Below are 17,050 nucleotides of genomic sequence, written 5' to 3'. Positions count from 1 at the left end.
TCAGAACATTGTTTTAAAAGGCACTTTTCGATTCGGCCTCCGCCCAATTTTGGGATGACGTCACGCGATGAAACGCGCACCACGCTTAGTTTTGCGACGCGGGTGCTATCTTCAAATTGACGTAGGACAAAACCCAGAAGCAGCGCGCAGGAGACCTCATCATGTACAAAAAACATCGTTCTCATCATGTCGCCGCCTCTCTGATTGCCGCGACCGCGTTATGCGGCAGCGCGAGCGCTTGCGCGCAGCTCGGCGCTGTGATTGCGGCCAAATCAGGCGAGAGCGCACAACAAAGCCTGCTGAACGGCGCGCTGCGACTGCGCACATCGACCGATGCGGGCAACACGACCATCAACGAGTACGCGACGAACGGCGGCGAAATCGTCGCCTACACCTGGCAAGGGCCGACGATGCCCGATCTGGCCGGCCTGCTCGGCAAGTACGCCGACTCTTACCGCACGGGGGCCGCGGAGGCGGCAGCGGCGCCGGACGGGAATCTGCACGCGTCGCGCGTCGTGCGGCCAGACGTGGTCGTCGAGTCGGGCGGGCCGATGCGCGGCTACGCGGGCCGCGCCTGGCTGCCCGGCGGGTTGCCGCCGGGCGTGACCGCCGACGATCTTCGCTGACCGGCATCCGCTCGCGCCTGGATGCGTCCGCGGGTCGGTACGGCCGCGTTGAGAAAGCCGGTCTGTCGCAGCGTGGATGGGCCTGGGGACTTCCTCTCCGAGCGGGCGCTCGAGCCGCGAAACGCGCCGCAGCAAGCAGCAACAACCACAACAAACCAACCGCTGACTCCCTGACGCCATGAAACCCACTCCTTCCCTTTGCGCCCTGCTCTCCGTCTGCACCGTCCTCGCGGCTTGCGGGGGTGGAGGCGGAGGCGGCGGCAGCACCGCGACCGCATCCGGCGCGAGCGCGCCAGCCGGCACGGCTAGCGCTCCTGTTGCCTCAACGCCGCCTGCCGTGTCGAGCCCAAGCAGCACCTCGGTCCCGCAATCAAATACGCCGAACGTTCAGCCGATCGTCGTGCACGCGGCGCCGCGCCTCACGCGCAACATGTTGACGACGAGCGTCACGGTCTGCCAGCCGGGCACGGACAACTGCGCGACCATCGACAACATTCAGGTCGACACCGGCTCGCACGGTCTGCGCATTGTCGCGTCCGCGTTGCCGGCGACCCTGCCGCTGAACGCCGTGCCGTCGGGCAGCGGCGTGTCGGGCGGCATATCAGGCGGCGTATCAGGCGGCATATCGGGCGAATGCGCGGTGTTCGGCAGCGGCTATGCATGGGGCGCGGTGCGCAGCGCCGACGTGCGCATGGCCGGACAACTGGCCGCGTCGATCCCGATCCATCTGATCGCCGACCCTTCGGTGCCGTCGGTCCCCGCGGATTGCGCCGCCTCGGGCCCGTCGATGCTCACCGTCGACACACTGCGCGCCAACGGCATTCTCGGCGTCGGCGTGTTCGCGGCCGACTGCGGCGGCGCCTGCGCGAACGCCGCGCTGCCCCGCTGGTACTACAACTGCGACGCGAGCGGCGCCTGCCAGGCAAGCGCCCAGCCGCTCGCGCAGCAGGTGGCCAATCCGGTCAGCCGCTTCGCGCTCGATAACAACGGCGTGGTGATCGACCTTCCCGCGATCCCCGACGGCGGCGCGCTGACCGTGTCCGGTTCGATGATCTTCGGCATCGACACCCAGGCGAACAACACGCTCGGCAGCGCGGGCGTGCTCAAGGGAAATTCGCAAACCGGCTACGTCAGCACGACGCATAACGGCCAGACCTTTGCGCAAAGCTATCTGGATACGGGTTCGAACGGACTCTTCTATCGCGACACGCAACTGCCGCAGTGCGGCCTCTGGTATTGCCCGAGTTCGACGCAAGCGGCGAGCGCGAGCATCGCCGGAACGAACGGCGCGTCGAACACGGTGACCTTCGCTATCGGCAATTCGCGCGCTCTCTTTGCGTCGGGCAATAACGCCTTCAACAATATCGCGGGTGCGGCTGCGAGCGGCTTCGACTGGGGCTTACCGTTTTTCTTCGGCCGGCGCGTGTACACGGCGATTGCTTCGCGCGCGACGTCGGCGGGACCGGGTCCGTACTACGCGTTCTGAAGGTAAGGCCGCATTTAAACTGCCGAAAATTCAGAAACTGACGGACAGCGCAAATTCGGTATGGGGTGGCTGCGATAATCGCCGTTCGCGGCTAACGCTTCAGGAATGCATTCAAGAATGCTTCCTGAAGATAGTTAGTCATGCATAACTGCCAATCGCTATCCGATGCAAGACGCCACCCAAGCCAGCCAAGCCGCCGAACCCACTTTCTCGCTCGACGATTTCGAGCAGCTCGTTTTTACGCGGCAGCATATCCGGGCGTCTATCCAGCTTCTGTGCGCGCTCGCGCTGCTTCAGAACAAGCGCGGCGTGCTGGACGAGAGCTTTCTTGCGTCGGGCATGAGCGGCTTGACGCCCGCGGAACAACAGCAGCGCTTCTGCACGCGGCTCGCGAGCGCGGCTTCAACGCTGTTCGCCGATCCGGAATTCCAGCCGCCCGTCGAATGCTTCAGGCTCTTTCTCACGCTGCACGAATGGGTCGGCCTGGTGTTCTCCGCCACGCCGTTCGGCAATGCGGATCATGTCGCCTGCCACCTCAACCCGCGCGGTGCGCAAGACCGGCAGTTTCTGGCTGGCGACAGCTTCGTCGAGAAACTGTGCGTGCTGTATTCGACCGAATCGGAGCTCGAACTCGAGTTTTCCGCGCTGTGGGCTTACGACAAGGTGCTCGCGGCGTGCCTCGCGCTCGTCCTGCTCGCGCCGGTTTTTAAGGGCTCCGCAAGCGCGCACGTCAAGCGTGAGGCGTTGATCGAATGGCTGCCCGGCAAGCTGCAACAGCTAGACGATCTCGACGACCTGCCCACCGCCTTGCTGCATAACGCCTACATGTTCTGCAGCTACGCACACACGCCTCGCCGTCACGAGATCAAGCGGGACATCAATGTGCTGGTGCGCCGCAAGCTCGCGCAACTGGGCCTGACCGACGTGGCGGCGCCGCGCGCAGCAGCCACGGCGAACGCGAACGCGAAGCAGGCGGGCAACGCAAAGCGGCGCAAGAAGCCGTTGATGCTGGTCGTGCTCGAGTGGTTCGGCGGCGCGCATTCCATCTACCGCACGCACTCGCGCACGCTCGAAGCCGCGCGCGAGCATTTCGAGGTGGTGGCCTTCGGCTTCGGCTATGCGACTGACGACATCGGGCGCGCGGTGTTCGACCGTTTCATCGAACTCGAGCAGCCCGAGTACATCGGCGAATGTCTGCGGACCATTCGCGACTTTGCCGAACGCGAGAAACCCGACGTGCTGTATATGCCGAGCGTCGGCATGTTCGTGATGACCATCTTCATGTCGAATCTGCGGGTCGCGCCGCTGCAAATCGCGGGGCTCGGCCATCCGGCTACCACGCACTCCGACAAGATCGACTATGTCAGCGTCGAGGAAGATTACGTCGGCGATCCCGCGTGCTTCAGCGAACGCCTGATGAAGTTGCCGAAAGACGGGCAGCCATACCGTCACTCGGTGGCGCTGCCGGTCATCGTCCCGATCATTGCGCCGCCGCGCGCCACGGTGCACGTGATCATTACGGCCAGCGCGATGAAGCTCAACCCCGCGTTTCTCGATGCGTGCCGCGAGATCGGCGCACGTGCCCGCACGCCCGTCGAGTTTCATTTCATGAGCGGCGTGCACGCCGGGCTCGCGCTCGATCATATGCGCGACGTTATCGGCCGCTCACTGCCGGGCGCGGTCGTCCACGGGTTTCATCAATACGCGAGTTACCTGGACTGTGTGAATCGCGCGGACCTTTTTTTGAGCCCGTTCCCGTTCGGCAATACGAATGGCATCGTGGACGCGCTCACGCTCGGTTTGCCGGGCGTGTGCAAACGCGGGCCGGAAGTGTTCGAGTGCATCGACGGCGCGCTGTTCGAGCGTGTGGGCATGCCGCCGTGGACCGCGACGGAGACCATCGAAAGTTATATCGAAGCGGCGGTGCGAATGATCGATGGGCACGACGAACGGACCGCATTGCGGCAGCGTTTGATCGATACGAAGGCGGTCGAGCGCTGCTTCGAAGGCCGGCCTGAGGCGTTTGCAGAAAGCGTGCTTGGCTTGATGAAGAAGAAGCGGAGCCGGCGCAAGGTGGAAGTGGTGGATTGACGGGGGTGCGGGTGTAGGGATGCCGGGGTGCTGCGGTGCGTGGCACGACGTTAGACGCCTCGCTTGCAACGTTGTTGGCGTGTGCGGAGAAACGTCCTGGCAAAAGCATAACCATGACCACATGCATCGGCGCGCCCTCCGCAAGGACCACGCCGACACTCAGTTCACAGCGAGCGCCTTACTCGGCCGCTTCGTCCGAATCCGGCTCGGAGGGCGCCGCGAGCTTCGCCGGGGCGAGCCAGCTAAAGCTGCTGAGACTCGGGCCACTAAACGTGCATTCGGCGGCTGCGGCCTGAATGACCTTCTTCGGCTTGCCTGATTTGACGGCTAGCGCTTGCGCATCCGAAGTCGCCGAGCCCGAAGCCGGAGCCGCAGCCGCCCGCGCACCCGATGCAGCGGCGTCGGAACCGGCCATCGCGCCTGTTGCCGACGTGCCCTTCGACCCGCCCATCGCGCCCGCCGTCGCGCTCCCCTTCGACCCGCCCTTCGCCACCGAAGCAGCCCGCGCCGCCGCGACTTCGGAGGCCGTCACGACATGTTCAATCGACCCTTCCACGACCACGCGCGACCCGTCGATACCGGCGCCCGTGTGGCCGATCTTCAACGTATCGGACGAAGTTTCCGCAAACTTGCTGCGCATCAGTTGCTCGCACGCGTCCGAGTTTTTGTAGACAGCGGTACAGGCCGCGAGCAGCGCCGCAGCGGTCGAGACGCACGCGATTGTGAGAATCCGATTCTTCATTGACGTTCCGTTTTTGAAACCGTCGCGAATTGTAGCCTGGGCGCTGCGCGCGAGCCTGCGCTTGACGCAGTCCCAATAATATGGTCCTATTGCGCACTATGTACCGCGCCCAGACCACCCTATCGCTACTACTAGCCCGCTCTACCGGGCTAGGTCTGCTGCTGCGCGCTTCCATCTGAATCTGAAACACCCGAAGCACCGCGTAATTTCCCAGTAACTGACCCAGCCCCGGTTCCCGACCGGCGGCCCTGCTTTGCGTTTTTGTCGTCCGGTCGACTTCCAGCTTGTCGAATTCAAGGACGATGAAAATGTTGAAGAATCCCGCTACGAAATACCGCTCGTTCAAGCCCATCAATTTGACGGATCGCCAGTGGCCGTCGCGCACCATCACGCGCGCGCCGATCTGGATGAGCACCGACTTGCGCGACGGCAACCAGGCTCTCTTCGAGCCGATGAACGGCGAGCGCAAGATGCGCATGTTCAAGACGCTGGTGCAGATCGGTTTCAAGGAAATCGAAGTGGCGTTTCCGTCGGCTTCGCAGACCGACTTCAACTTCGTGCGCGAGCTGATCGAAGGCGGCCACATTCCTGACGACGTCACGATCGAAGTGTTGACGCAGGCTCGCGACGATCTGATCGAACGCACCTTCGAATCCTTGCGTGGCGCGCCGCGCGCGATCGTCCATTTGTATAACGCCACGGCGCCGGAATTCCGCAAGATCGTGTTCGGCCTCGATCAGAACGGCGTCAAGGAACTCGCGCAAAAAGCCGCGCGCACGATGAAGCGTCTCGCCGACGCCGCGCCGGAAACGCACTTCACGCTCCAGTACAGCCCCGAAGTATTCAGCGGCACCGAGCTCGAATTTGCGAAGGATGTCTGCGACGCCGTGTTCGACATCTGGCAGCCGACGCCCGATCACAAGGCCATCGTCAACTTGCCGGCCACCGTCGAAATGGCCACGCCGAACGTCTACGCCGATCAGATCGAGTGGATGCACCGCAACCTCGCGCGCCGCGATTCGCTGATCGTCTCCGTGCATCCGCATAACGACCGCGGCACGGCCGTCGCCGCCGCGGAACTGGCGGTGATGGCGGGCGCGGACCGCATCGAAGGGTGTCTCTTCGGCAACGGCGAGCGGACCGGCAACGTCGACCTCGTCACGCTCGCGTTGAACCTGTACACGCAAGGCGTCGACCCCGGGCTCGACTTCTCGAACATCAACGAAGTCGCGCGCACCGCCGAGGAATGCACGCAGTTGCCCGTGCATCCGCGTCACCCGTATGTCGGCGATCTGGTGTTCACCGCGTTTTCCGGCTCGCACCAGGACGCGATCAAGAAAGGCCTTGCCGTGCAGAAGCCCGACGCGATGTGGGAAGTGCCGTACATGCCAATCGATCCGAACGACCTCGGCCGCACTTATGACTCGGTGATCCGCGTGAACAGCCAGTCCGGCAAGGGTGGTATCGCTTATCTGCTCGAGCAGAGCTACGGCGTCGTGTTGCCGCGCCGTTTGCAGGTGGACTTCAGCTCGGCTGTGCAGCGCCTCACCGACACGAGCGGCCAGGAAGTCACGCCGTCGCAGATCTGGGAATTGTTCCAGCAGGAATACGTGCGCACCGCCGCGCCGGTTCATTACATCGGCCATAGCCTGTCCGAGCAGGACGGACGCGAGCGCATCAAGCTCACCGTCGAGATCAACGGCACGCGCCGCGTGCTGCACGGCGAAGGCAACGGACCGCTCGACGCCCTGATGCACGCGATGGATGTGCCGGTGCGCATCCAGCATTACGAGGAGCGCGCGTTGACGCAAGGCGCCGATGCGCGCGCGGTGGCCGTCGCCGAGATGGCCGGCGCCGACCTGACGGGCAGCGCGTTCGGCGTGGGCATCGACGCGAATCTGGTTACGGCGTCGATTCGCGCGGTAATCAGCGGCGTAAACCGTGCGTATGCTCGCGCGAGCGACGACGCGAAGCAGCGCTTCTTCGACGCGGCGCTCAACGACGAAGCGGAGCGCGCGGAAGCATAAGCTGAGGCTAGTCAGGCCGCGACGGCCTGGCTACACAAGAAAGGGGCGCCCTGCTAATTGACGAGGCGCCCCTTCTTTTTTCCGCAAAGATAAGCAGCAGGTTTAATCAGGCATCCTACCTGACCGAAGGCGCTTCACTCCGTCCACGCTTCCGGCAAGCTATGCGTGAGCGTCGACACGAAACGAGCGGTCTCGTCCTGTCGAGGCCGCATGAAGACCTCGCGCGACGGCCCCGCCTCCACCACCACACCGTTGTTGAGAAACACCACGTCGCGCGCGATCGTAGCGGCGAGACGCAAATCGTGCGTCGCCATCAGCATGGTCATGCCTTCGCTCGCGAGTTGCTTCAGCACTTCGACGACTTCGGCAGCGAGGCCGGGATCGAGCGCGGACGTGGGCTCGTCGCACAGCAGGACTTCCGGCGATGGCGCCAACGCACGCGCGATCGCCACGCGCTGCTGCTGTCCACCCGACAGCGTGACGGGCCACGCGTCGGCTTTATGCGCGATGCCGACTTTCTCGAGCAATTCATCGGCGCGGGCCCGCGCTTTTTCCTTGTCCCACTTGAGCACGGTGAGGAGCCCCTCCATCACGTTCTGACGTACTGTGAGATGCGGAAACAACTGAAAGTTCTGAAACACCATGCCGGTACGGCGACGAATCGTCAGCACTGTTTCGCGCGACGGCCGCTCGTCCTGACTGAACGTGAGCTTCTGATCGCCGATTTCGAGCGAACCCGACTCGGGAATCTCGAGCAGATTCACGCAGCGCAACAGCGTGCTCTTACCGCTGCCCGACGGGCCGATCAGCGCGGTCACGTTGCCCTGCGCGAGTTGCAGATCGACGGAATCGAGCACACGGTGCCCGGAAAAGTACTTGTCGATTTTTTCCAGTCGGATCATCAGTTGCCCGCCTGAAAGAGTGCATGACGGCCGAATTTGCGCTCGAGCCTGACTTGCGCCGACGACAGCACCGAACTGAACAGCAGATACACGAGTGCGGCTTCGGTATAGAGAATCAACGGTTCGTAGGTTACCGAAGCAATTCTCTGCGCGGCCTGGAACACCTCGGGCACGGTCAGCACCGCCGCGAGCGACGTGTCCTTCACGAGCGCGATGAACGAGTTGGACAACGGCGGCAACGCGACACGCGTCGCTTGCGGCAGAATCGCGCGACGCAGCGCCTGTTCGCGCGTCATGCCCATCGAATACGCGGCCTCCCACTGCCCTTTCGGAATCGACTCGATCACGCCGCGTATGACTTCCGAGTTATACGCGCCCACGTTCAGCGAGAAACCGATGATCGCCGCCGTCAACGGATCGAGCACGATGCCGACGTTCGGCAAGCCGTAGAAGATTACGAATAGTTGCACGAGCAACGGTGAGCCGCGAAACAGCCACACGTAGAAGCGCACCGCCGCCACCGCCCATTTCGGCCCGAAGAGCCGCACGAGCGCCACGATAAACGCGAGCGCGAGCCCGATAGCGAACGACGCCAGCGTAAGCGGCACCGTGAACACGAGCCCCGCATACAGCAGCGGCCACAGCGACTGCGCCATCAGATGCAACCATGCCGGCATGATTCAGACTCGCGAAAGGCGTTTACTGGGAGACGTCTTTGCCGAAGTACTTCTGCGAAATCTTCGCGTACGTACCGTCTTTCTTCATGTCGGCGAGCGCTTTATTAATTGCCGCGACGAGTTCGGGGCTGCCCTTGCGGATCAGCACAGCGGACTTGTCGCTGCTTTCCGGCGACGTATCCAGCGTAGCGATCTTCACCTTCGCATTCGGCTTGTGCTTTTTGAAGTCGAGGAACGACAGCGAATCGTTGACGGTTGCATCGACGCGGCCCGCGGTCAGCAGGTCGATGGACTCGTTAAAGCCCTGCACCGGAATCACTTCCGCACCGTGCGACGCGGCAATCTTGCCGAAGTTGCTGGTCAGCGTGTTGGCCGATTTCTTGCCTTTCAGATCATCGAAGTTCTTGATCGTCGTGTTGTCCGAGCGCACGATCAGCGCCGCGTGCGACGTGATGTACGGGTCCGAGAAATCGTATTTCGCCTTGCGCGCATCCGTGACCGCGACCTCGTTGATCACCGCGTCGTAGCGGTTCACGTCGAGCCCCGCGATCAGGCCGTCCCATTTGCCTTCGACGAATTGCGGCTTGACGCCGATGCGCTGTGCGATCTGCGTGCCGATCTCCACATCAAAGCCGGTCAGCTTGCCCGATTCGTCGTGGTACGTGAACGGCGCATAGGTGCCTTCGGTGCCGATCCTGAACACGCCCGAGGACTTGATCTGCGCGAACTCGTCGGCCGCGAAGACCGGGCTCACGGCGACCGCCTGCAGCAGCGCAACCAGCAAAATGGAACGAATCGACTTCATGTGTGGCTCCCTAAAGTGGCCAGGCCGTATGCCTGGTCTTCTGTTGGCAGTCGCGCGGGCGCTCACGCCCGGCGGAGTGGGCGGACTGTAGCAAACGGCTTGCCGTTTTACAAAGGATCAGCTTTCCAATCCATATGCGCATGCGTGCTAAGCCGCAGCGGTGACCTCCGCCATCGCATGAACTTCAACTCTACAGCAGATGTGAAGACGCGGCATGCATCGCAACATGGAACGTGGGCGCGGCGCCATCGGGGAAAACGCGAGACGGTCGTGCCGCGGCGAATGCGCGGCAGCGTGGAAAAGGCGGCGCGGGCTTCCATGTCCGCGCCGCCTTTTACGATGGCAGAAGCCCTACCGCTCGACGCGGTGCGGCTCTTTCAGCTTGTTCGACACGCGGATCGCGTCGAAGTACGCCGGGTTCGGCGGGCGCTTCTGATATTGGCCCGCGCCTCGCACGGCGCGCAGATCGCCGTCGGTCCATGCAAGGGCGCCGCGCGTGAGCGTATGCATCGCCACGCCTTGCACGGTCATGCCTTCGAACACATTGAAGTCGACTTTCTGATGATGCGTCTTCACCGAGATCGTCTTGCTTGCCTGCGGGTCCCACACGACGATGTCCGCATCCGCGCCGACCCGTATTGCGCCTTTTCGCGGGTACAGGTTGAAAATCTGCGCGGCATTCGTCGATGTGATGCGCACGAACTCATTCGGTGTGAGACGCCCCGAGTTGACGCCGTGATGCCATAGCACCGCCATGCGATCTTCCACGCCGCCGCAGCCGTTCGGGATCTTCGTGAAGTCCTCGCGGCCCATCGCCTTTTGCGACGCGCAGAACACGCAATGATCGGTCGCCGTGGTATGCAACTGCCCGGCCTGCAAACCGCGCCACAATGCCTCACGATGTTCGGCCGAGCGGAACGGCGGGCTCATCACATGCGCCGCGGCGCGCGTCCAGTCGGGATCGCGATACACGCTTTCGTCGATCACGAGATGGCCGGGCAGCACTTCGCCGAACACGCGCAGCCCTTCGCTGCGCGCACGGGAGATGGCGTCGACCGCATCTTTCGCGGACACGTGCACGATATACACCGGCACGCCCAGCACTTGTGCGATGCGTATTGCACGATTCGCGGCCTCACCTTCGACCTCGGGCGGCCGCGACAGCGGATGTGCCTCGGGACCCGTGAAGCCTTTGGCCAGCAACTGACGCTGCAACTGGAACACGAGTTCGCCGTTTTCCGCGTGCACCGTGGGCAGCGCGCCGAGTTCGAGCGAGCGCGAGAAGCTGTTCACCAGCACTTCGTCGTCGGCCATGATGGCGTTCTTATAGGCCATGAAATGCTTGAAGCTCGACACGCCGTGCTCGTGCACGAGCGTGCCCATGTCGCGATACACCGAATCGTCCCACCAGGTGACGGCCACATGAAAACCATAATCCGCCGATGCCTTCTCCGCCCAGCCGCGCCACTCCTTGAACGCCTCCATCAGGCTTTGCTTCGGGCTCGGAATCACGAAGTCGATGATGCTCGTCGTGCCGCCCGACAATCCCGCTGCTGTGCCCGTATAGAAATCGTCGCTCGCGGTCGTGCCCATGAACGGCAGTTCCATATGCGTGTGCGGATCGATACCGCCTGGCATCACATATTGCCCGCCCGCATCGACTATTGCAGCGTCAGCCGGCGCTTCCAGGTCCACGCCGATTTGCAGAATGGTGCCGCCGTCTTGCGGGTCGGCACATAAAACATCGGCACGGTAGGTGTTTTCCGCATCGATCACGGTGCCGCCGCGAATCAGGGTCGTCATGTTGCCGCCTCCTTAATTGACTTGCTTATCTCGCTGCCGTCTGGGCCACGCATGCTACGCGCGCCACGCGCCCCACGACTTCAAGCGCTTGCCACGCGTGCGCTCGGTCCCTTGCTGAACTTCATCCACGCGCTATACACGATCGACGCCAACGCGAGCCCGACAAACCATGCATACGTGTAGAGCGTATTGAAGATCGACGGCACGTTGGCGAATGAAGCGGGAAACGCGGTATGCAAAAAGCCCGGCAGATTCGGCAACACCCCGATCACGAGCGCGACCACCGCGCCGATATTCCAGCCGCCCGTATAGCTGTATTCGCCGCGCTCGTCGAACAGCTCGCGCGGATCGAGCCGCGTACCGCGAATCAGAAAGTAATCGACCATCAGAATGCCCGCGACCGGACCGAGCAGCGCCGAATAGCCGACGAGCCACGTGAAGATATAGCCCTGCGTGGTGGCGAGAATCTTCCACGGCATCATGACGATTGCGATGGTCGCGGTAATCATGCCGCCCGCGCGATACGAAATACCCTTCGGCCACAGGCTCGAAAAATCATACGCGGGACCGACGAGATTCGCGGCCAGGTTGCAGCACATCGTATCGAGCGTGAGGATCACGAGTGCAAGGCCAACGCCGATGCCTGTCATGCGGCTCGTCAGATCGATAGGATCCCAAATCGCTTTGCCGTAGATCACCACCGTCGCCGAGGTCACGACCACCGAGATCACCGACAGCAAGGCCATCGGCACAGGCAAGCCGATCGACTGGCCGATCATCTGATCGCGCTGCGTCCTCGCGAAGCGCGTGAAATCGGGAATGTTCAGCGCGAGCGTCGCCCAGAAGCCGACCATCGCGGTGAGGCCCGGCCAGAATGTCGCCCAGAACATGCCTTCTTTCTTGCCGCCCGGCACGAACTGCGACGGCGCGGACAGCATCGAGCCGAGGCCGCCCGCCTTCGACGTCGCCCACCACACGAGCGCGATGCACATCACGATCTTGATCGGCGCCGACCAGCTTTCGAGCCAGCGGATCGAATCGGTGCCGTGCACGATGAAGTAGATTTGCAGCGCCCAGAACGCGAGAAAACACGCGAGCTGTCCAACGGAAATGTCGAGCAACGGCAAGGCCGCGCCGTGCAGCGCGTTGCCGGTCAGAATGTTGAGCAGCGTATAGATCGCGCTGCCGCCGAGCCACGTCTGAATGCCGTACCAGCCGCACGCGACGATAGCGCGCAGCATCGCCGGCAACTTGGCGCCCTGCGTGCCGAACGACGAGCGCACCAGCACCGCGTACGGAATGCCGTGCTTCGCGCCGGCGTGGCCGATCAGCAGCATCGGCACGAGCACGATCAGGTTGCCGAGCAGCACGGTCACCACCGCCTGCCACGGCGACATGCCCTGCTCGGTCAGGCCCGCGGCGAGCATGTACGACGCGATGTTCATCACCATGCCGACCCACAGCGCGGCGAAGTGATACCAGCGCCATGTGCGCTGCGCGGGGCCGGTCGGCGCGAGGTCGTCGTTATAAAGACTGCTGCCTTGCGCGCCGGCCGCGAATTGCGGATCGACGGAGTTCGCGGTCTGCTTCATCGAATGATCTCCACTTGATCGTCGAAGCCCGCGCGTTTCTGTGAACGCGTCGGGCGTTAAAGGGAAACACGGCTTATGTACAAACACTGCGCAACGACAAAAACCCCTTGTTTCAGGCCGCTTTCGCTGCGTGCGCCGGTTCCGCGCTCGCAGCGGCTTCCTGCGCTTCGCTCTGTGCCGCGTTCACGCGCGCCGGATTGTTCGGATGCGTGGTCCAGTTCGCATACTCGCCGTTGTCCACGCGCTCCATCGTGATGCATTGCTCGACCGGACACACGTGCATGCACAGATTGCAGCCGACACATTCGGAGTCCACCACTTCAAAATGCCGGACGCCATCTTTTTCTTTTGTGATCGCCTGGTGCGCGGTGTCTTCGCACGCGATATGGCACAGGCCGCATTTGATGCACTTGTCCTGATCGATGCGCGCCTTGATGCTGTAGTTGAGATTCAGGTACTTCCAGTCGGTAACGTTCGGCACCGCGCGGCCGCGAATATCGTCGAGCGTGGCGTAGCCTTTTTCGTCCATCCAGTTCGAGAGGCCGTCGGCGAGATCGGTCACGATGCGAAAGCCGTAGTGCATGGCCGCCGTGCACACCTGCACGCTGCCCGCGCCCAGCACCATGAATTCGGCGGCATCGCGCCACGTCGAAATGCCGCCGATGCCCGAGATCGGCAGATTCGGCGTTTCCACATCGCGCGCGATTTCGGCGACCATGTTCAGTGCAATCGGCTTCACCGCCGGGCCGCAGTAACCGCCGTGCGTGCCCTTGCCGTCGACCATCGGCAACGGCGACATCGCGTCGAGATCGACGGCGACAATCGAGTTGATCGTGTTGATCAACGACACGCCGTCCGCGCCGCCCTTGTAGGCCGCGCGCGAACCGACGCGAATATCGGTGATGTTCGGCGTGAGCTTGACGAGGCACGGTAGCTTCGTGCCCTCCTTCACCCAGCGCGTGACCATTTCAATGTACTCGGGCACCTGGCCGACGGCCGCGCCCATTCCACGTTCGCTCATGCCATGCGGACAGCCGAAATTCAATTCGACCGCATCGGCGCCGGTGTCTTCAACAAGCGGCAGAATCCATTTCCAGTCGCGCTCGTTGCACGGCACCATCAGCGAGACAATCATTGCGCGCTCGGGCCAGTCGCGCTTGACCTGCGCGATCTCACGCAGATTGACGTCAAGCGGACGGTCGGTAATCAACTCGATGTTGTTCAAGCCCGCGATGCGTTGGCCGTTCCATTGCACGGCGCCATAGCGCGAACTGACGTTGACCACATGCGGATCGAGGCCGAGCGTCTTCCACACCACACCGCCCCAACCTGCTTCGAACGCGCGGTTCACGTTATAGGCTTTGTCGGTCGGCGGCGCGGAAGCGAGCCAGAAAGGATTCGGCGAAGTAATGCCGGCAATCGTACAGCGCAGATCGGCCATGTTCGGCTCCTTGGGGACGGCTGTTTTTTATGTGACTCGTTGCTAGCGACAATGCGCGCTAGGCGGCCCTGATGTCGGCGCGCGCGAACTGCGCGTGTATGGCTTCGGCGGCGAGCTTGCCGTCCTGCACGGCCTGCACAGTCAAATCGATGCCGCCCGTGGCCGCGCAATCGCCCCCGGCCCACACGCCCGCGAGCGAGGTCTGGCCGTTTGCATCGACGGCAATGCGGCCGCCGTCGAGCGTCAGCAGTTCGCGTGCTATGCCTGCGGGCACGAGCGTCTGACCAATTGCCTTCAGCACCATGTCGGCCTCGATCACGAAGCGCTCCGCGTCGCCGGTGTTGAAGCTTCGCTCGAACTCCACGCCGGTCACCACGCCGTTCTCGCCGATCAAACGCAGCGGCGTTGCATGCGTGATGAGCGTCACGCCGTTGGTCTGCGCGAAGTCGCGTTCGGCCCACGTCGCGCTCATCGATTCGACGCCGCGCCGATAGACCATTGTCACCGAGGCCGCGCCGAGCTTGCGGCTTTGCACTGCCGCATCGACCGCCGTATTGCCGCCGCCGATCACGACGACCCGGCGGCCTACCGGCACCGTGCCGAAGTCGCGCGCGCTGCGAAGGGCCTCGATAAAGTCGACGGCGTTCATCACGCCGCTCAGGTCCTCGCCCGCCATCGCGAGCGCGCGAACGCCGGTGAGACCGATCGCGAGGAACACTGCATCGTATTGATTGCGCAGTGCATCGAGTTGCACGTCGCGGCCGAGCGCAACGCCGTGCCTGATCTCGATGCCGCCCACCGAGCACAGCCACTCGACCTCGCGCTGCGCGAAATCGTCGACGGTCTTATACGCCGCAATGCCGTATTCGTTGAGGCCGCCGGCCTTTTCGTGCGCGTCGTAGATCGTCACGTTGTGGCCGGCGAGCGCGAGGCGATGCGCGCATGCGAGTCCCGCCGGGCCCGCGCCGATCACAGCAACATGCCGGCCGGTCTCCGGTGCGCGCGTGAAGAGTGCTTCGCCGCGCGCCATCGCCCAGTCGGTTGCATGACGTTGCAGCGCGCCGATCGCCACGGGCTTCGCGTCCTGATGGTTGCGCACGCAAGCGCCTTCGCAAAGGATCTCGGTCGGACAGACGCGCGCGCACATGCCGCCTAATGGATTGGCCGACAGAATATCCACGGCTGCGCCCTTCAGATTGCCGTTGCCGATCTTGCGAATGAAGCTGGGAATGTCGATCTGCGTCGGGCACGCGTTCACGCATGGCGCGTCATAGCAGTAGTGACAGCGGCTCGCAGCAGCCGCGGCGGCACTCGCGTCGAGCAACGGCGCAATGTCGGAGAACTCGCAGGAGAGCTGTTCGGGCGACAGGCGCCGCGCGGCGATGTCGCCGGTTTGCTTGATGGCCATACACGTTCCTTCTGTCGATGTGAGGACGCAGCCGCATCTGTCGGCACTCGCATGAGCGAAGCCCGCACGGCGTGTTTTGTCTGGCACTGCGGTAAAGCAGCTAAAGCAAATTCCGACGCGCTACGAAACCGGCTCGCATGCGCGCTCGAGCATCGCGTGCAGCAACACATTCGCGCCCGCCTCGATCCATTCGAAGGTGGCGTCCTCGATTTCGTTGTGGCTGATGCCGTCGACGCACGGCACGAACACCATCGAAGTCGGCGCGACCTGCGCGAGATAACAGGCGTCGTGGCCCGCGCCGGACACCATGTCGCGATGCGAATAACCAATGCGCTCGGCCGCCGCGCGCACGGACTTCACGCAGGCTTCGTCGAAGGCGACCGGCGCGTAATAAAAGATCTGCTCGAGTTCTGTTTCGAGGCCAATGCCGCTCGCAATTCGCGCGACGCCTTCGCGCAACGCGGCATCCATTTTTGCTAGCACCGCATCTTCGGGATGACGGAAGTCGACGGTAAAGAACACGCGGCCTGGAATGACGTTGCGCGAGTTCGGATGCACCTGCATCATGCCGACCGTCGCGCACGCGAGCGGCGCGTTGTCGAGCCCAATGCGATTGACGAGATCGACGACGCGCGACGCGCCCAGCAACGCATCGCGCCGCCGCGGCATCGGCGTCGGACCCGCATGCGCTTCCTGCCCGGTCAGCGTGATTTCATACCAGCGCTGGCCTTGCGCGTCCGTCACGACGCCTATGGTTTTCTGCTCGGCTTCGAGAATGGGCCCCTGCTCGATATGCAGTTCGAACGCCGCATGCAACTGACGGCCGCCGCACGGCACATCGCCGGCATAGCCGATACGCTGCAACTCCTCGCCGATCGTCTTGCCGTCCACGTCCTTGCGCGACAGACCGTACTCGAGCGGAAACACGCCCGCAAACACGCCCGACGCCACCATCGCCGGCGCGAAACGCGAGCCTTCCTCGTTGGTCCAGATCACGACTTCAACAGGATGTTCGGTCTCGATGCCGTGATCGTTCAAGCTACGAATCACTTCGAGACCGCCAAGCACGCCGTAGATGCCGTCGAAGCGTCCGCCCGTCGGCTGCGAATCGGCATGCGAGCCGGTCATGACCGGCAGCGCGTCCGGATTGCGCCCGGCGCGGCGCATGAAGACGTTGCCCATCTGATCGACGCTGACCGAGCAGCCGGCTTGTTTCGCCCAGCTAACTATCAGGTCGCGCCCTTCCTTGTCGAGATCGGTCAGCGCAAGACGGCATACGCCGCCTTTGGGCGTTGCGCCGATTTTCGCCATCGTCATCAGGCTGTCCCATAGACGTTTGCCATCGACCTTTATCGACGTGACCTGTTCCGCGTTCGCGGCGACAGTGGCCTTCGGGGCGCCCTTCAGCGCTTCAGTAACCGCGTTCATTCGTCTCGCTCCTTTCGGTGAA

Annotated in this window: 13 protein-coding genes; 4 read left to right on the top strand and 9 right to left on the bottom strand. The window is 63.2% G+C overall.

Translation table 11 applies throughout. The annotated features are described in order from the left end of the window. Positions 1-161: 161 nt before the first annotated feature. The 3 genes from C8K18_RS01980 (at position 162) to C8K18_RS01970 (ending at position 4,203) form a co-directional block, all read left to right on the top strand. Positions 162-626 carry a DUF2844 domain-containing protein gene (locus C8K18_RS01980; RefSeq protein ID WP_107706529.1) on the top strand — a complete coding sequence of 155 codons (465 nt, stop codon included), beginning with the start codon at positions 162-164 and terminating at the stop codon, positions 624-626. A gap of 178 nt (positions 627-804) precedes the next feature. After that, on the top strand, positions 805-2,112 hold the full coding sequence (locus C8K18_RS01975; RefSeq protein WP_107706528.1) for a DUF3443 domain-containing protein: 1,308 nt from the start codon (positions 805-807) through the stop codon (positions 2,110-2,112). 165 nt (positions 2,113-2,277) lie between these two features. After that, on the top strand, positions 2,278-4,203 hold the full coding sequence (locus C8K18_RS01970; RefSeq protein WP_029967584.1) for a glycosyl transferase family 1: 1,926 nt from the start codon (positions 2,278-2,280) through the stop codon (positions 4,201-4,203). Positions 4,204-4,381: 178 nt separating this feature from the next. On the opposite strand, the gene C8K18_RS01965 is transcribed toward C8K18_RS01970, so the two are convergent. Beyond that, positions 4,382-4,945, bottom strand: a complete 564-nt coding sequence (locus C8K18_RS01965; RefSeq protein ID WP_053858483.1) for a hypothetical protein — start codon at positions 4,943-4,945, stop codon at positions 4,382-4,384. A gap of 308 nt (positions 4,946-5,253) precedes the next feature. Here C8K18_RS01965 and leuA point away from each other — a divergent pair, with 308 nt between their 5' ends. Beyond that, positions 5,254-6,972: a 2-isopropylmalate synthase gene (gene leuA / locus C8K18_RS01960; protein ID WP_107706800.1), complete on the top strand. Its 1,719-nt coding sequence runs from the start codon at positions 5,254-5,256 to the stop codon at positions 6,970-6,972. A gap of 134 nt (positions 6,973-7,106) precedes the next feature. Here the strand turns inward: leuA and C8K18_RS01955 are convergent, their stop codons facing one another. The 8 genes from C8K18_RS01955 to C8K18_RS01920 form a co-directional block, all read right to left on the bottom strand. Then, positions 7,107-7,874, bottom strand: a complete 768-nt coding sequence (locus tag C8K18_RS01955) for an amino acid ABC transporter ATP-binding protein (protein WP_006052535.1) — start codon at positions 7,872-7,874, stop codon at positions 7,107-7,109. Beyond that, complete coding sequence (locus C8K18_RS01950; RefSeq protein ID WP_006052534.1) at positions 7,874-8,551, bottom strand: amino acid ABC transporter permease; 678 nt, start codon at positions 8,549-8,551, stop codon at positions 7,874-7,876. Before C8K18_RS01950 ends, C8K18_RS01955 begins: the two co-directional genes overlap by 1 nt. Positions 8,552-8,573: 22 nt before the next feature. Then, positions 8,574-9,356 (bottom strand): amino acid ABC transporter substrate-binding protein, encoded by a 783-nt coding sequence (locus C8K18_RS01945; protein WP_006052533.1) that lies wholly within the window; start codon positions 9,354-9,356, stop codon positions 8,574-8,576. Between the two features lie 351 nt (positions 9,357-9,707). Continuing rightward, a complete protein-coding gene (gene hydA / locus C8K18_RS01940) occupies positions 9,708-11,159 on the bottom strand; it encodes a dihydropyrimidinase (protein WP_006052532.1) in 1,452 nt (483 codons plus the stop codon). An 80-nt stretch (positions 11,160-11,239) separates the two neighbouring features. Continuing rightward, positions 11,240-12,751 (bottom strand): NCS1 family nucleobase:cation symporter-1, encoded by a 1,512-nt coding sequence (locus C8K18_RS01935; protein WP_029967589.1) that lies wholly within the window; start codon positions 12,749-12,751, stop codon positions 11,240-11,242. Positions 12,752-12,863: 112 nt separating this feature from the next. Then, positions 12,864-14,192 (bottom strand): NAD-dependent dihydropyrimidine dehydrogenase subunit PreA, encoded by a 1,329-nt coding sequence (preA, locus tag C8K18_RS01930; protein WP_107706527.1) that lies wholly within the window; start codon positions 14,190-14,192, stop codon positions 12,864-12,866. 58 nt (positions 14,193-14,250) lie between these two features. Further along, a complete protein-coding gene (locus C8K18_RS01925; RefSeq protein ID WP_107706526.1) occupies positions 14,251-15,600 on the bottom strand; it encodes an NAD(P)-dependent oxidoreductase in 1,350 nt (449 codons plus the stop codon). 120 nt (positions 15,601-15,720) lie between these two features. After that, positions 15,721-17,028: a Zn-dependent hydrolase gene (locus C8K18_RS01920; RefSeq protein WP_181324794.1), complete on the bottom strand. Its 1,308-nt coding sequence runs from the start codon at positions 17,026-17,028 to the stop codon at positions 15,721-15,723. Between the last annotated feature and the right edge of the window lie 22 nt (positions 17,029-17,050).

Source organism: Paraburkholderia sp. GV068 (assembly GCF_003058125.1).
In the GTDB taxonomy this organism is placed as follows: domain Bacteria; phylum Pseudomonadota; class Gammaproteobacteria; order Burkholderiales; family Burkholderiaceae; genus Paraburkholderia; species Paraburkholderia graminis.
The sequence above is the reverse complement of the archived record's forward strand: the minus strand, read 5'-3'. Positions and strand labels throughout refer to the sequence as shown.